13 protein-coding genes are annotated in these 13,695 nt (G+C 66.6%); 7 read left to right on the top strand and 6 right to left on the bottom strand.

What is annotated here, in order from left to right:
* The first annotated feature begins 11 nt into the window (after nucleotides 1-11).
* From BJP62_RS00795 to BJP62_RS00825, 7 genes are read left to right on the top strand one after another with little or no spacing between them, the layout of a single operon-like run.
* Nucleotides 12-182 (top strand): zinc-ribbon domain-containing protein, encoded by a 171-nt coding sequence (locus tag BJP62_RS00795; protein ID WP_083300617.1) that lies wholly within the window; start codon nucleotides 12-14, stop codon nucleotides 180-182.
* On the top strand, nucleotides 183-794 hold the full coding sequence (locus BJP62_RS00800) for a riboflavin synthase (protein WP_070525561.1): 612 nt from the start codon (nucleotides 183-185) through the stop codon (nucleotides 792-794).
* The gene (gene ribBA / locus BJP62_RS00805; protein WP_070525564.1) at nucleotides 794-1,885 is read left to right on the top strand and encodes a bifunctional 3,4-dihydroxy-2-butanone-4-phosphate synthase/GTP cyclohydrolase II; all 1,092 of its coding nucleotides are present in this window, start codon (nucleotides 794-796) and stop codon (nucleotides 1,883-1,885) included. The genes BJP62_RS00800 and ribBA overlap by 1 nt, the downstream gene beginning before the upstream one ends.
* Nucleotides 1,886-1,911: 26 nt before the next feature.
* Nucleotides 1,912-2,385, top strand: a complete 474-nt coding sequence (ribH, locus tag BJP62_RS00810; RefSeq protein WP_070525566.1) for a 6,7-dimethyl-8-ribityllumazine synthase — start codon at nucleotides 1,912-1,914, stop codon at nucleotides 2,383-2,385.
* The gene (gene nusB, locus BJP62_RS00815) at nucleotides 2,382-2,870 is read left to right on the top strand and encodes a transcription antitermination factor NusB (RefSeq protein WP_070525568.1); all 489 of its coding nucleotides are present in this window, start codon (nucleotides 2,382-2,384) and stop codon (nucleotides 2,868-2,870) included. Before ribH ends, nusB begins: the two co-directional genes overlap by 4 nt.
* A gap of 11 nt (nucleotides 2,871-2,881) precedes the next feature.
* Nucleotides 2,882-3,841, top strand: coding sequence for a thiamine-phosphate kinase (gene thiL / locus BJP62_RS00820; RefSeq protein WP_070525570.1), 960 nt, complete (start codon nucleotides 2,882-2,884; stop codon nucleotides 3,839-3,841).
* Nucleotides 3,838-4,359 (top strand): phosphatidylglycerophosphatase A, encoded by a 522-nt coding sequence (locus BJP62_RS00825; protein ID WP_070525572.1) that lies wholly within the window; start codon nucleotides 3,838-3,840, stop codon nucleotides 4,357-4,359. Before thiL ends, BJP62_RS00825 begins: the two co-directional genes overlap by 4 nt.
* Nucleotides 4,360-4,428: 69 nt before the next feature.
* Here BJP62_RS00825 and bamC read toward each other — a convergent pair whose 3' ends face one another.
* The 6 genes from bamC to prpC all read right to left on the bottom strand — a co-directional run bounded on the left by bamC (nucleotide 4,429) and on the right by prpC (nucleotide 13,452).
* The gene (gene bamC, locus BJP62_RS00830; RefSeq protein WP_070525575.1) at nucleotides 4,429-5,610 is read right to left on the bottom strand and encodes an outer membrane protein assembly factor BamC; all 1,182 of its coding nucleotides are present in this window, start codon (nucleotides 5,608-5,610) and stop codon (nucleotides 4,429-4,431) included.
* Nucleotides 5,611-5,635: 25 nt separating this feature from the next.
* The gene (gene dapA / locus BJP62_RS00835; protein WP_070525577.1) at nucleotides 5,636-6,511 is read right to left on the bottom strand and encodes a 4-hydroxy-tetrahydrodipicolinate synthase; all 876 of its coding nucleotides are present in this window, start codon (nucleotides 6,509-6,511) and stop codon (nucleotides 5,636-5,638) included.
* Nucleotides 6,512-6,592: 81 nt separating this feature from the next.
* Nucleotides 6,593-9,694, bottom strand: a complete 3,102-nt coding sequence (locus BJP62_RS00840) for an efflux RND transporter permease subunit (protein WP_070525579.1) — start codon at nucleotides 9,692-9,694, stop codon at nucleotides 6,593-6,595.
* 15 nt (nucleotides 9,695-9,709) lie between these two features.
* Nucleotides 9,710-10,816: an efflux RND transporter periplasmic adaptor subunit gene (locus BJP62_RS00845; protein ID WP_168163766.1), complete on the bottom strand. Its 1,107-nt coding sequence runs from the start codon at nucleotides 10,814-10,816 to the stop codon at nucleotides 9,710-9,712.
* A gap of 90 nt (nucleotides 10,817-10,906) precedes the next feature.
* Nucleotides 10,907-12,304: a bifunctional 2-methylcitrate dehydratase/aconitate hydratase gene (locus tag BJP62_RS00850; protein ID WP_070525581.1), complete on the bottom strand. Its 1,398-nt coding sequence runs from the start codon at nucleotides 12,302-12,304 to the stop codon at nucleotides 10,907-10,909.
* Nucleotides 12,301-13,452 (bottom strand): 2-methylcitrate synthase, encoded by a 1,152-nt coding sequence (gene prpC / locus BJP62_RS00855; RefSeq protein ID WP_070525583.1) that lies wholly within the window; start codon nucleotides 13,450-13,452, stop codon nucleotides 12,301-12,303. The genes BJP62_RS00850 and prpC overlap by 4 nt, the downstream gene beginning before the upstream one ends.
* Nucleotides 13,453-13,695: the final 243 nt, after the last annotated feature.

A 13,695-nucleotide genomic window follows, 5' to 3' on the forward strand; every position in this document is an offset into this window, starting at 1 on the left:
AGGAGCATGCGATGAGCGAACAAGCACCGGTCTGCCCGGACTGCGGCAAGCCACTGGAAGTCCTCAAGGCCTGTGGCGCCACCAGTTATTTCTGCAACCACTGCAACGAACTCAAGTCGTCGCAGCGTGTGAGTGAAGCGAACGCCAGCCGCAATGCGGCGGCCGACAAGGAGCAAGGCTGAATGTTTACCGGAATTGTCCAGGCTATCGGCAAGATCGAGCGGGTCGAACCGTTCGCCGGCGGCGTCAGGCTGACCGTCCGTGCACCCGGGCTCGACATGAGCGACGTCGTGCTCGGCGACAGCATTTCGCACAACGGTGCATGCATGACCGTGATCGAGCAGATCGACCCGCAGCGTTACCGGATCGACGTCTCGGACGAGTCGCTGCGCTGTACCGTCGGCCTCGACGCCGAAGGCGGCTGCGTCAATCTGGAAAAGGCGATGCGTCTGGGCGACATGGTCGGCGGCCATCTGGTCTCGGGGCATGTCGACGGTGTCGGCGAAGTGCTGTCGTTCGATCCGGTTGGCGACAACCGCGAGCTCGTCGTCCGCGCGCCGAAGGCCATGGCCAGGTATCTGGCCGCCAAGGGCTCGGTCGTCGTCAACGGCGTGTCGCTGACGACCAATTCGGTCCGCGATGTCGAGGACGGTTGCGTGTTCTCGATCAACCTGATTCCGCATACGCTCTCGGTGACGACGCTCGGCCAGCTGGCCGCCGGCGCAAAGGTCAATCTGGAAATCGACCTGATCGCCCGTTACGTCGAGCGCATGCTCGGTACGGAGCACCGCTGATGGTCACGATTTCTTCGGTGCAGGACATCATTGCCGACATCCGCGCCGGCAAGATGGTCATCCTCGTCGACGAGGAAGACCGGGAGAATGAAGGCGACCTGGTGATGGCCGCCGAGTTCGTCACCCCGGAAGCGATCAATTTCATGGCCAAGTTCGGCCGCGGGCTGATCTGCCTGACGCTGTCGGCCGAGCGTGGCCGGCAGCTGAATCTGCCGCTGATGGTCAGCCAGAACGGCTCGGGTCACGGCACCAATTTCACCGTGTCGATCGAAGCCGCCGAAGGCGTGACGACCGGCATCTCGGCGTACGACCGCGCGCTGACGATCAAAAAGGCCGTGGCCTTCGACGCCAGGCCGGACGATCTGGTATCGCCGGGCCACGTGTTTCCGTTGCTGGCGCAGCCGGGCGGCGTACTGGTCCGCGCCGGCCACACCGAAGCGGGCTGTGATCTGTCGCAGCTCGCCGGCCTGCAGCCGGCGTCGGTGATCTGCGAGGTCATGAACGACGACGGCACGATGGCGCGGCTGCCGCAACTGCTCGAGTTTGCGGCCGAGCACGACCTCAAGGTCGGCACGATCGCCGATCTGATCCATTACCGCAGCCAGACCGAATCGCTGATCGAGATCGCCGGCCGCCGCAGGGTCGAAACCGCCGCCGGCGCGTTCGAGCTGGTCGTGTTCCGCGACACGCTGTCGACGGCGACGCATCTGGCGCTGGTCAAGGGGCAACCGCAGCCGGGCAGCGAAACGCTGGTGCGCGTACACGAGCCGCTGTCGGTCGTCGACTGGATCGACCTGGGCGGCAGCAACCATTCGTGGGACGTCCGCGCTTCGCTCGACGCGATCAACCGCGCGGGCTGCGGCGTGATGGTGCTGCTGCACCGGACCGAAAGCGGCGAAGACCTGCTGGCGCGCGCCTTGCCCGAACTCGGCCTGAACAAGGTCCGCCGCTGGGACCTGCGCACCTACGGTATCGGCGCGCAGATGCTGCGCGCGCTTGGCGTCGGCAAGATGCGTCTCCTGAGCCCCGAACGCAAGATGCCGAGCATGGCCGGCTTCGGCCTCGAAGTCACCGGCTTCGAAACCCCCTGAACCGTACGACCCACTGGATTGCCACCATGAGTTTTGTTCCGAATCGTGACCAGACGCTGCCGCCGCTTGACGGCAAGGGGCTGCATGTCGGCATCGTGACCTGCCGCTTCAACGAAGGGATCACCGTTGCGCTGCGCAACGCCTGCGTCGGCGAGCTGCTGCGTCTCGGCGTCGCCGAGAACGCCATCGACGAATACGCAGTGCCGGGCGCGCTCGAGGCGCCGCTGGCGCTGCAGCTGCTGGCCAGAACCGGGCGCTACGATGCGCTGGTCACGCTCGGCTGCATCATCCGTGGCGACACTTATCACTTCGAGCTCGTCGCCAACGAGTCCGGCGCCGGGGTGACCCGGGTCGGCCTCGATGCGTCGATCCCGATTGCCAACGCCATCCTCACCGTCGAGAACGATGAGCAGGCCGAGGCCCGCAAGACCGACAAGGGCGTCGATGCCGCCCGCGTCGCCGTAGAAATGGCCCAACTTCAGAAAGCGTTAAAAGCATGAGCGAACACGAACAGCAAGCAAACACCCCGCCGGCCAAGCCGAAATCGGCCCGCCGCCGCGCCCGCGAATTCGCGGTCCAGGGGTTGTACCAGTGGAACCTGACCGGCGACACCGTCAACAATATCGAGAAGTTCCTGCGCGAAAGCAGCCCGCAGTTCGCCAAGGCCGACGAGGCGCTGTTCCGCGCGGTGATGTACGGCGCGATCAAGGAATCGGCCGATCTGATCAGGCTGATCACGCCGCACGTCGATCGTCCGCTCGAGGAAGTCAGCCCGGTCGAGGCTGCCGTGCTGCTCGCCGGCGCGTTCGAGATCGTCCACATGCCCGAGACACCGTACCCGGTGATCATCAACGAGGCGATCGAGCTGGCCAAGACCTTCGGCGGCAGCGATGGCCACCGCTTCGTCAACGGCGTGCTCGACAAGCTCGCGGCCGCCGTGCGTGCCGACGAGGTCGAGGCGATCCGCGCAAAGCGGCGCGGCTGAGCGAACGCCGGGTGAACGAGTTCGATCTGATCGGCCGCTACTTTGCGCGTCCGGCGCGCCGGGCGCTGCTCGGCGTCGGCGACGATTGTGCGCTGCTGGCGCCACCGCCGGCCGGCGAGGTGCTGGCGGTGTCGGTCGACATGCTGGTCGAGGGGCGGCATTTCTTCGCCGGTGTCGACCCGCATACGCTCGGTCACAAGGCACTGGCGGTCAATCTGTCCGATCTGGCCGCGATGGGCGCGAAGCCGTCGTGGTTCACGCTGGCGCTGGCCTTGCCGCGCGCCGACGAGGGCTGGCTGGCTGCGTTTGCCGACGGCCTGTTCGCGCTGGCCGATGCCTCGGGCATCGAACTCGTCGGCGGCGACACGACACGCGGGCCGCTGACGATCTCGATCCAGGTTGCCGGCCATGTGCCGGCGGGCGGAGCGCTGTGTCGCGACGGCGCCAAGGCCGGTGATGACGTCTGGGTTTCCGGCCGTCTCGGCGCCGCAGCGATGGCGGTACGGCATCGTGCCGGCGAGCTTGCACTGCCGGTCGAGGTGCTCGCCCGCTGTGCCGAACGGCTGGACCGGCCTGCGCCGCGCTTGGCGCTGGGCGAGCGGCTGCGTTCGCACGCCAGTGCCGCGCTCGATGTTTCCGACGGACTCGTCGGTGACTTGGCGCATATCTGCGAGCAGTCCCGGCTTGCCGCCGAGATCGACTGGACCTGCGTTCCGGTCGATCCTGCGCTGCAGGACATGCCCGAGCCCCTGCGCCAGCGTGCTGCGCTGGCTGGCGGCGACGACTACGAACTGTGCTTTACCGCCGCACCGGCCGAGCGCGACGCGATCGCCGCAATCTCGGCCGAGCTGGCCTTGCCGCTGACCCGGATCGGTGCAATGCGCGCCGGCACCGGCGTCACCGTGAGGGACGCATCAGGCCGGCTGCTCGATCTCGGCCGCGGCGGCTTCGATCATTTCTCATCACCATGAAGCACTCCGGACACGCGCCGGTCCGGCATCCGGACTGGCGTTTCCTGTTGCGCCATCCGGCGCATTTCATCGCCCTCGGTTTCGGTGGCGGGCTTGCCCGCAAGGCGCCGGGCACCTGGGGGACGCTGCTCGGCTTGCCGTGCTACGCGCTGCTGCTGCACTGGCTGACGCCGGTGCAGATTGCCTTGCTGTGCGTGCCGGCATTTGCGCTCGGCGTGTGGGCGGCGGGCATCGCCGGCAGGGCGCTGGGCGTGCACGATCACGGCAGCATCGTCATCGACGAGATCGTCGCCATCTGGCTGGTGCTGGCGGCCGTGCCGGCGACGTGGGCGGGGTTTGCCGCGGCGTTCGTGGTCTTCCGCTTCTTCGACATCGTCAAGCCGTGGCCGATCCGCGTGCTCGATGCGCGCGTGCCCGGCGGGATCGGCGTCATGATCGACGATCTGCTGGCCGCGGTGTACTCGATCGCGGTATTGCGGCTCGCGCTCCATGTCTGGCCCGGCCTGCTCGGCGTCTGATCCGGCGGCTTCCGGCCAAGCCATAGAAAAAGGCGACCCGCGGGTCGCCTTTTTTCATCGGGCCAAGGATCAGCGCAGCTGGCCCAGCAGTGCCGAAAGCAGCTTGTTGCGCGTGTCGGCGTCGACGGTGGCGCCGTCCTTGCCGGTCACGGTCAGCGTCGTCTGGTTGACGCCTTCCTTCAGGCGGACTTCGTAGTCCTTCGGTACCGGCGCCTTGCCGCCCTTGTCGTCCTTCTGCCAGAACGCCAGCGACGAGAAGAAGCTGCTGCTTTCTTCCTTGCCGATGTCCTCGGCCGCGCGGTGGACGTAGTAGACGCCCTTGCTGCGGTCGCGGTCGGCGACGACGAAGCCGATCCGGTCGAGCGCTAGGCCGACACGCCGCCAGGCGCGATCGTAGTTGTCGTTGATCTTCAGCGACGTTGCGTCATCGCTCAGCGACGCAAATACCTGGGTGCTGACCGGCTTCTTGACGACGGTGGCCGCCTGTTCCTCGGTCATGCCGAAGCGCTGCAGCATCAGCGCGAGCATCTCGGCTTCGAGTTCCACATCGGCCTTGCGCGGAACCCAGATCGTCTTGGCGTCCGAAGCTGTGGAGCCGAGGCGGCTGGTGTCGGCGTCGCCGGTGTCTTTGTAGACTTCCTGCATGCCACGGTGCGACACGTAGATCTCGGTCGTGCCCGGCTGGCTGCCGCGCTCGACGCGGGTGCGGAACTTGTCGAGTTCGCCGGTCGAGATGAAGCTGTCGGCGACCTTGCGAAGCAGCTTGGTGACCCAGTCCTGCGGCAGGTTGGCGCGGTTTTCCAGCCAGTCGGTTTCCATGATGCCGAGCTGCGGGTTGTCGATCTTCAGGATGAAGCCATTGTCGAGCCAGAACTGGTGGATTTCGGGCCACAGTTTCTTCGGGTCGCCCTGGACGACGAGCCAGCGCTGGCCGCCGGCCTCGACGAGCTTGGCTTTCTCGTTCGTCGGCAGCGTCACGGCCGCGGTGCCCGAGGCGGCTTCCTTGCTGACCAAGGCAACGGCGGCGGTACCTGTCGTCGTGGTCGACGTGGCGTCCGCGCGCTCCGGAATCGTATAGCCCTGGTTCGACGACGGCGAGCTCAGGTCGGGCGGTACTTCGAGCGCATTGGTCGAGATGTTGTCGCTACCCGAACGGTAGTCGACCTTGCGTTGCAGCATCATTTGATCGCTCGAGCAGCCGGCGAGGCTGATGGCGAGCGCGATCGGGATCAGGCGGAAAAACGGTTTCATCGGTTTCTTCACTAAGGAATTTGGCTTACAGCGCACCGGCGCCTTGCATGGCCTGGCGGACGACGGCGTGAGCGCCGTCGGACAGGCGGGTCAGCGGCAGGCGGATGCCGCTGCCGATCAGGCCCATCTGCTCGAGCGCCCACTTGACCGGGATCGGGTTGGCTTCGACGAACAGGTGTTTGTGCAGACCCTGCAGCTTGTCGTTCAGTTCGCGCGCACCGGCAATATCGCCGGCCAGCGCGGCCTTGCACATCTGCGCCATCAGTCGCGGTGCGACGTTGGCGGTGACCGAGATCACGCCGTGGCCACCCTGGAGGATGAAGGCCATCGTCGAGGCGTCGTCGCCGCTCAGCAGTGTAAAGCCCTTGGGCGCCAGCTTGGTCAGCTCGGCTGCACGCTCGAGGTTGGCGGTCGCGTCCTTGATGCCGACGATGCCGGACACTTCGGCCAGACGCAGTGCGGTGTCGTTGGCGAGGTCGGCCACGGTGCGGCCGGGCACGTTGTACAGCAGCGTCGGCAGGCCGCTTTCTTCGGCGATCGCGCGAAAGTGCAGGAACATGCCTTCCTGGGTCGGCTTGTTGTAGTACGGCACGACCGACAGGCCGTAGTCGGCGCCGACGTCCCTGGCGCGTTTGGACAGGTGGATGGCTTCGCGGGTCGAGTTGGCGCCGGTGCCGGCGACGACCGGAACACGTCCGGCGGCCTGTTCGACGACGGCGCGGATGATTTCGATATGTTCTTCGACGTCGACGGTCGGCGATTCGCCGGTCGTGCCGACGGCGACGAGACCGCTGGTGCCTTCGGCAATGTGCCAGTCGACGAGCTTGCGCAAGCTCGCAAAATCGAGGCTGCCGTCTTCAAACATCGGGGTGGCCAGTGCCACCAAACTCCCTGTCAACATGCCCGCATACCCGTTTGGTCAATTGAAACAATCAGCCGGCATTCTAACCGGACCCGGCGCAGGCGGGAACCCGAATCCTGCTCAAACTTGCCGCCGTCGGAACCGGCCGACCAGCCAGTTGCCGAGGTCGTCGAGCCAGGTGAACACGACCGGAACGACGACCAGCGTCAGCAGCGTCGAGGTGATCACGCCGCCGATGATCGCGTGCGCCATCGGTGCGCGCTGTTCCGAGCCTTCGCCGAACGCGAATGCCAGCGGCAGCATGCCGACGACCATCGCCGCCGTCGTCATCAGGATCGGCCGCAACCGGACCCGGCCTGCTTCGGCAATCGCGTCAGGGCGGTTCATGCCCTCGCGTCGCAGGTGATTGACGAAATCGACCAGCAGGATCGCGTTCTTGGTCACAAGGCCCATCAGCATGATCACGCCGATGATCGAAAAGATGTTCAGCGTGCTGCGCCACACCAGCAGTGCCAGCAGCACGCCGACGAGGGAGAGCGGCAGCGAGGTCATGATCGCGAATGGTTGCAGGAAGTGGCCGAACTGCGACGCGAGGATCATGTAGATGAACACGACGCCGAGCACCAGCGCGGCGAGCGCGTAGCCGGCCGATTCGGTCATGTTCTTGGTGTCGCCGCCAGCGACGAAGCGGTAGCCCGGCGGCAGCTTGAACTCGGTCTGCAGCTTGTCGATGTCGTGCTGGACTTCGCCGGTCGTGCGGCCGGCGACGTTGGCGGTGATGTTCGATTCGCGGAACAGGTTGCGGCGGTTGATCTGTACGGGACTCTCGGCGGGCCTGATCGTCGCGACCTCGGCCAGCGGTACCAGCACCGGCAGGCCCTGGGCGTCGCGCAGGCTGCTGGTGAAATGGACGCTGCCGAGCTTGGCGCCGCTTTCGCGCGCGTCGGCGGCCAGCCGGACGTTGACGCCGTAACTTTCGCCGTCGGGGGCCAGCCAGGTGCCGCTTTCCTCGCCGGCGACGAGCGGCCGCAGCGCGTTGCCGATCTGCGCAAGGTCGAGCCCGAGGCTGGCGGCACGGTCACGGTTGATGTCGACGTCGAGCGCCGGCCGAGCGGCCTTCATGCTGGCCTCGACGTCGACGGCGCCGGGAATCGCGGCGAGCCGGGTCGTGAAGTCGTGGCTCAGTGCGCGCAGCCGCGCCAGATCGGTGCCTTGCAGCGAAATCTGGATCGTCTTGCCTTCGGGGCCGCCGCCGCCCAGTGGCTGCAGCGAGCGGATCGACACGCCGGCAACGACCGCAAGGCGCTCGCGGAACAGCGCAATCAGTTCGTCCTGGCTCCGCTGCCGGGTCGCTTTCGGCGTGAGCATGATCACCATCCGCGCGCTGTTCTTGCCCTGCGCGCCGCCGGTATTGATCGCCGTGTACGTTTCGCGCACTTCGGGAAAATCCTTGAGTGCCGCCTCGATCTGCCGGGTCTTTGCCGCCGTGTAGTCGAGCGACGAGCCGACCGGCGTTTCGAACTGCAGCGAGACCTTGGACAGGTCGGGCTTGGGGACGAATTCGGCGCCGATGAAGCGGGCGAGCATGAAGGCGGCGACTAGGCTGGCAACGGCGATGCCGATCACCGCGATCCGGTGCCTGAGGCTCCACCGGATCAGCGCGCTGTAGCGGTTTGCGAGCCAGTCCATGCCGTTTTCGAAGGCATCGAGCACGCGCCCGAGCGGCCGCTTGCCGCCGTGGACGTGCGGGTCGGCCCAGACCGACGACAGCATCGGGTCGAGCGTGAACGAGACGAACATCGAGATCAGCACCGCCGCGCACACGGTCAGGCCGAACTGGTGGAAGAACTTGCCGATGATGCCGCCCATGAAGCCGACCGGCAGGAACACCGCGACGATGGTCGATGTCGTTGCCAGTACCGCCAGACCGATCTCGCGGGTGCCGTCGATGGCCGCCGTGTAATGATCCTTGCCGAGCGCGGCATGGCGGACGATGTTCTCGCGCACGACGATCGCGTCGTCGATCAGCAGGCCGATGCACAGCGACAGCGCCATCATCGTCATGACGTTGATCGTGAATCCGGCGATGTAGAGCGCGAAGAAGGTGCCGATCAGCGCGACCGGCAGCGTCAGCCCGGTGATCACGGTGCTGCGCCACGAGCCGAGGAAGAGGAAGACGATGGCGATCGTCAGCAGTGCCCCTTCGATCATCGTCGTCTTGACGTCGGCGAGCGAGGCGCGGATGCCGTCGGCGTTGTCGCTCAGTACCGACAGCCGGACGCCCTCATTGGCGAACTCGCGGTTGAGCCGGTCCATCTCGGCGTGGATCCGGTCGCTGACCTCGACGGTGTTCGCGCCGTTGACCTTCTTGATGTCGATGGCGATCGCCCGCTGGCCGTTGACCAGCGCGAGGCTGTCTTCTTCGGCCTGGCCGTCGCGGACGGTGGCGACATCGCCGAGATAGACCGGTGCGCCATTGCGCCAGGCAACGACGACCTTGGCGAAATCGGCCGGGTTCTTCAGCCGGCCCTTGATCTGGACAACCTCCTCGCGGCCGCGCGCCTGGATCGTGCCGACCGGGATCTCGAGGTTCTGCGCGCGCAGCGCGTTCATCACGTCATTGACGCCGATGCGGACCTCGGCGAGCTTCTGCGGCTGCAGCACGACCTCGACCTGCCGGGTGATCGCGCCGACGAGCTCGGCCTGGCCGACGCCCTGGATGGTCTCGAAACGCTTCTTGAACACCTGTTCGGCGCGGCTCGTCAGTTCGCGCGGGCTGAGCCGGTCCGAGCGCAGCAGCAGCGAGGCGATCGGCAGGTCGTCCGGGCTGTAGCGGCTGATCGTCGGTGTCTTGACCTCGTCACGGAAAAGCGGCGTGACCGTTGCGACCTTCTCGCGGACATCCTGCACCGCAATCTCGGGCTCGACCGAGAGACTGAACTCGGCGACGACGACCGAAAGACCCTGGTACGAGAACGAGTACAGCTGTTCGAGGCCGTTGACGGTGTTGAGTGCTTCCTCGATCTTCTTGGTGACGTCCGATTCGACGATCTCGGGCGACGCGCCCGGGTACGAGGTGCTGACGACGACGACCGGAAACTTGACGTCGGGCAGTTCTTCGACCGGCAGGCGCGTGATCGAGAATAGCCCGAGCACCAGCAGCGACAGCATCATCATCGTCGCGAACACCGGGTTCTGGATGCTGACTCGGGTGAACCACATGGACCGGCTCCTCGTTCAGCGCTGCGGCAGCTTGACGGTGGCGCCTGGCGCCAGCTGCAGATTGCCGGTGAGTACCGTGCTGCCCTGTTGCAGCCCCTCGGCAATCTCGACCAGCCCGGCCCGGTCGTCGCGGGCACCGGTGCGGACCGGGCGCCGGACGAGCTTGCCGGCCTCGATCGCCAGCACGTAGGACTTGCCGCCGTCGTCGTGGACGGCGCCGAGCGGCAGCGTCAGCACCGCCGGATGCGACGCGAGATCGATCAGCCCCTGTGCGAACAGGCCGTTGCGCAGCGCGCCGTCGCGATTGTCGATGCGGATGTAGACCTGCACGGCCTTCGATGCCGCATCGACGCTCGGATTGATCCGGGTGATGCGGCCGCTGTAATGCGCGGCAAAACCGTCGACCTCGAAACCGACCGGCTGGTCGACGTGGATTTCGCCAATCCGGCGTGCCGGCACGTTGGCGACGAGCTCGAGGCTTGTCAGATCGACGACGGTGAACAGCTTGCCGTTGACGCCGATGTGTTGGCCGGGCTCGGCAAACCGTTCGGCGACGATGCCGTCGAACGGCGCGCGGGTCACGGCCTTGGCCAGCGCCTGCTGCGCCAGTCCCAACTGGGCCTCGGCGCTGCGGGTGTCGGCACCGGCGGTCTGCAACTGGTTCTGCGTGGTGTCGAAGGCGTTCTTGGAGATGAAGTTCTGTTTGAGCAGGTTCTGGTTGCGTTCGGCCAGCTTGCGGTTGTACTCGAGCAGATCGCGGCTCTTGGCCAACTGTGCCTGGGCAACCGCGGCCTGCCGCTCGAGATCGCGGCCGTCGAGCCGTGCGAGCACGTCGCCGCGGCGGACCGGCTGGCCGGGGCGGACGTCGACGGCGCTGATCTGGCCTTCGACCTGGGCGGTGACGGTCGTCTGCCGTTCGGCCTGCAGCGTGCCGGTGATCGCCAGCGTCCGGGTGATGTCGCCGCGGCCGACGGTGGCGACGTCGTCGCTCGCGAGTTCGACGACGACGGTGGCGGGGGGCTTGGGCGTTGGCGACGACCGGGTCGAGACGGCGGTGACCAGGGCGCCGACGCCGATGACGGCCAGCACCACGATCAGCAGCGTGCGGGGACGCAATTTCATCGGGCCTGTTCCAGGGGCGGCCATGTGGCCGTGCGTCGCATTCTAGCGGGGCGCGGCGGGATGAACCACTGTGGTGCAGGTGCCGGGCGATCAGCCTATGGTCAGGTCGACCAGTTCCGAGACGGGCATGTGATCAAAGCCGGGGTCGAGAATGCGTGCCGTCAGCGTACGCCGGCGTTCGGGCTCCAGATGCGGGGTGGCGTTCTCGTCGAACTTGGCGATCAGGTGCGGATAGGCTTCATCCCGCCGCAGCCGGTGACCGAGCGGCAGCTCGACCGCGTCGGCAATCGTGCTGCCGTCGGTAAAGCGGATGCGGATGCCGTTGGCGATGCTGCGTCGCTCCGGGTCGAGGTAGTCGCGGCTCCATTGCGGACTCTCGACGACGTGCATCTTGTCGCGCAGCCGGTCGATGCGCGGGTCGCAGCCGGTGGCGTCGTCATAGTCGGCGACGGTCAGGTCGCCGCGCAGCAGCGCGATTGCGGTCATGTATTGCAGGCAGTGGTCGCGCGCGGCCGGGTTGGTCAGCGGGCCGTCGCGGGCGATGATGCGCAGCGCCGCTTCCGTGGTGGTGATCTCGATCCCGGCGATGGCATCGAAGCGGCCGACCAGTTGCGGGTGCAGGTGGGTCGCCGCTTCGACTGCGGTCTGGCCGTGAAACTCGGCCGGGTAGGCGACCTTGAACAGGACGTGTTCCATCACATAGCTGGCGAGTGGCTGCGCCAGCGTCACCGTCTGGCCACGGAATGCCGCATCCTGGAAACCCCAGGTCGGTGTCGTCAGCACGCCCGGATAGCCGAGTTCGCCCTTGCGCGTCAGTAGCGCCAGCCACACCGCACGGCTGGCCGCGTCGCCGGCCGCCCACGACTTGCGCGGCCCGGCGTTCGGCGCGTGCCGGTAGACGCGCAGCGGCGTGCCGTCGAGCCAGGCGTGCGAAACGGCGTTGACGACGTCCGTATGGCTGCCGCCGAGCAGCCGGGTGGCGATGGCGCTGCTCGCGACCTTGACGAGCAGCACGTGGTCGAGCCCGACCCGGTTGAACGCGTTGCCCAGTGCCAGCACACCCTGGATCTCGTACGCCTGCACCATCGCCGCGAGCAGTTGCGCCAGCGTCACCGGATTGCCGTTGCGGCAGCGCCAGTCGGCGACGGCCAGCAGCGCGCCGATATTGTCGGACGGATGAGCCCACTCGGCGGCGAGCCAGGTGTCGTTGTAATCGAGCCAGCGGATCAGCGTCGTCGCATCGAAGGCGGCCTTGACCGGATCGAGCGTTTCGCCGGTGCCGATGACGCGTGCCCCCCTGGGGGTCCGGGTGCCGGGCAGGATCGGGCCGAGCAGGCGGGTGCAGGCGGGCTGGTCGAGCGCCGCCAGCGCGCAGCCGAGGCTGTCGAGCAGGCACAGCCTCGCCGTGGCGAGCGCTTCGGGGCTCGGCGTGAAGTCGCTGCAGGCATAGTCGGCGATCTGGCGCAGCAGCGGGTCGACGGGGCTCATGCCGGGCGGTCCTCGATGGTGGGGACCGCTCGCTCGCCCGGCCCGGTATAAAGGGCGGTCGGGCGGATGATCTTGCCGCTGGTGCGCTGTTCGATCGCATGTGCGGCCCAGCCGGCGCAGCGGGCCATGACGAAGAGCGGCGTGAACAGTTCGGTCGGGATGCCGAGCATGTGGTAGGCCGACGCCGAATACCAGTCGAGGTTGGGAAAAAGGCCGCGCCGGGTCTGCATGACGTGCTCGATCCGCTCGGAAATCTCGAATAGCCGCGGGTTGCCGCCGGTCTGGCACAGGCGCTGCGAGACGGCCTTGATGATCGCGCTGCGCGGGTCGGACCGGGTGTAAACGGGGTGGCCGAAGCCGATGATCACTTCGTGACGGTCGAGCCGGGCGGCGATGTCCGCTTCGGCCTCGTCGGCATCCGCGTAGCGGGCGATGATGTCCATTGCCACTTCGTTGGCGCCGCCGTGCCTGGCGCCGCGCAGCGCTGCGATGCCACCGCAGATGCAGCCGTAGAGGTCGGCGCCGGTGCTGGCGATGACCCGGTTGGCAAAGGTCGATGCGTTGAACTCGTGCTCGGCGTAGAGGATCAGTGACTGGTCGAGCGCACGCACGTGCTCGGGCGACGGCGTGTCGCCGTGCAGCAGGTGCAGGAAGTGGCCGGCCAGGGTCGGCGCGGCGGTCTCGGTCGCGATCCGGCGTCCGCGGTGGCTGTAGTGGTACCAGTACAGCAGCATCGACGGCTGCGCCGCCAGCAGGCGGTCGGCAATGTCGCGGGCACCGGCCGCGCTGTGTTCGTCCTTTTCCGGCAGGACGCAGCCGAGTACCGAGCTGCCGCTGCGCAGCACATCCATCGGATGTGCGGCGGCGGGCAGGTGCTCGAGCACGGTCAGAACCTCGTGCGGCAGGCTGCGCCCGGCAATCAGGCGCTGGCGGTATTGGGTCAGCGCCGATTCGTTGGGCAGGCGCTCATGGATCAGCAGGTGGGCGATCTCCTCGAAAGTGCAGGCTTGCGCCAGAGCAAAAATCGGGTAGCCCCGGTAGTGTAGATTGTCACCGTTCTGTCCCACGGTGCAGATGCCGGTTTCACCGGCGGCCACTCCCGATAGCGCGACCGACTTTTTCGAGGACGACGAAGCGGGCGTTTCCATGAAGTGTCTCCTGCGGTACGGGCGATGCGGGTGGAAATTAGCGGTTACTAATTCATCAGTTTATTCATCGGGATAAGTGATTTCCCTTGGTGAATGGCGGTAGATGGATTGCCACGATCGGGGGACAAGTGGAAAAATCGGCCGCGCCTCGCCGGAAGTACTAATTTATTTACGTTAGTCTTCTGCGTGACTGAAACTTTATTTACCGTAAAGTCAGATGGGAGGCAGAATGTGCATGGCAAA

Source organism: Jeongeupia sp. USM3 (genome assembly GCF_001808185.1).
Lineage (GTDB): Bacteria > Pseudomonadota > Gammaproteobacteria > Burkholderiales > Chitinibacteraceae > Jeongeupia.

Coding starts and splice junctions, on each gene's coding strand:
- BJP62_RS00795 (WP_083300617.1), top strand. CDS start 12: ATGAGCGAACAAGCACCGGTCTGCCCGGACTGCGGCAAGCCACTGGAA.
- BJP62_RS00800 (WP_070525561.1), top strand. CDS start 183: ATGTTTACCGGAATTGTCCAGGCTATCGGCAAGATCGAGCGGGTCGAA.
- ribBA (WP_070525564.1), top strand. CDS start 794: ATGGTCACGATTTCTTCGGTGCAGGACATCATTGCCGACATCCGCGCC.
- ribH (WP_070525566.1), top strand. CDS start 1,912: ATGAGTTTTGTTCCGAATCGTGACCAGACGCTGCCGCCGCTTGACGGC.
- nusB (WP_070525568.1), top strand. CDS start 2,382: ATGAGCGAACACGAACAGCAAGCAAACACCCCGCCGGCCAAGCCGAAA.
- BJP62_RS00825 (WP_070525572.1), top strand. CDS start 3,838: ATGAAGCACTCCGGACACGCGCCGGTCCGGCATCCGGACTGGCGTTTC.
- bamC (WP_070525575.1), bottom strand. CDS start 5,610: ATGAAACCGTTTTTCCGCCTGATCCCGATCGCGCTCGCCATCAGCCTC.
- dapA (WP_070525577.1), bottom strand. CDS start 6,511: ATGTTGACAGGGAGTTTGGTGGCACTGGCCACCCCGATGTTTGAAGAC.
- BJP62_RS00840 (WP_070525579.1), bottom strand. CDS start 9,694: ATGTGGTTCACCCGAGTCAGCATCCAGAACCCGGTGTTCGCGACGATG.
- BJP62_RS00845 (WP_168163766.1), bottom strand. CDS start 10,816: ATGAAATTGCGTCCCCGCACGCTGCTGATCGTGGTGCTGGCCGTCATC.
- BJP62_RS00850 (WP_070525581.1), bottom strand. CDS start 12,304: ATGAGCCCCGTCGACCCGCTGCTGCGCCAGATCGCCGACTATGCCTGC.
- prpC (WP_070525583.1), bottom strand. CDS start 13,452: ATGGAAACGCCCGCTTCGTCGTCCTCGAAAAAGTCGGTCGCGCTATCG.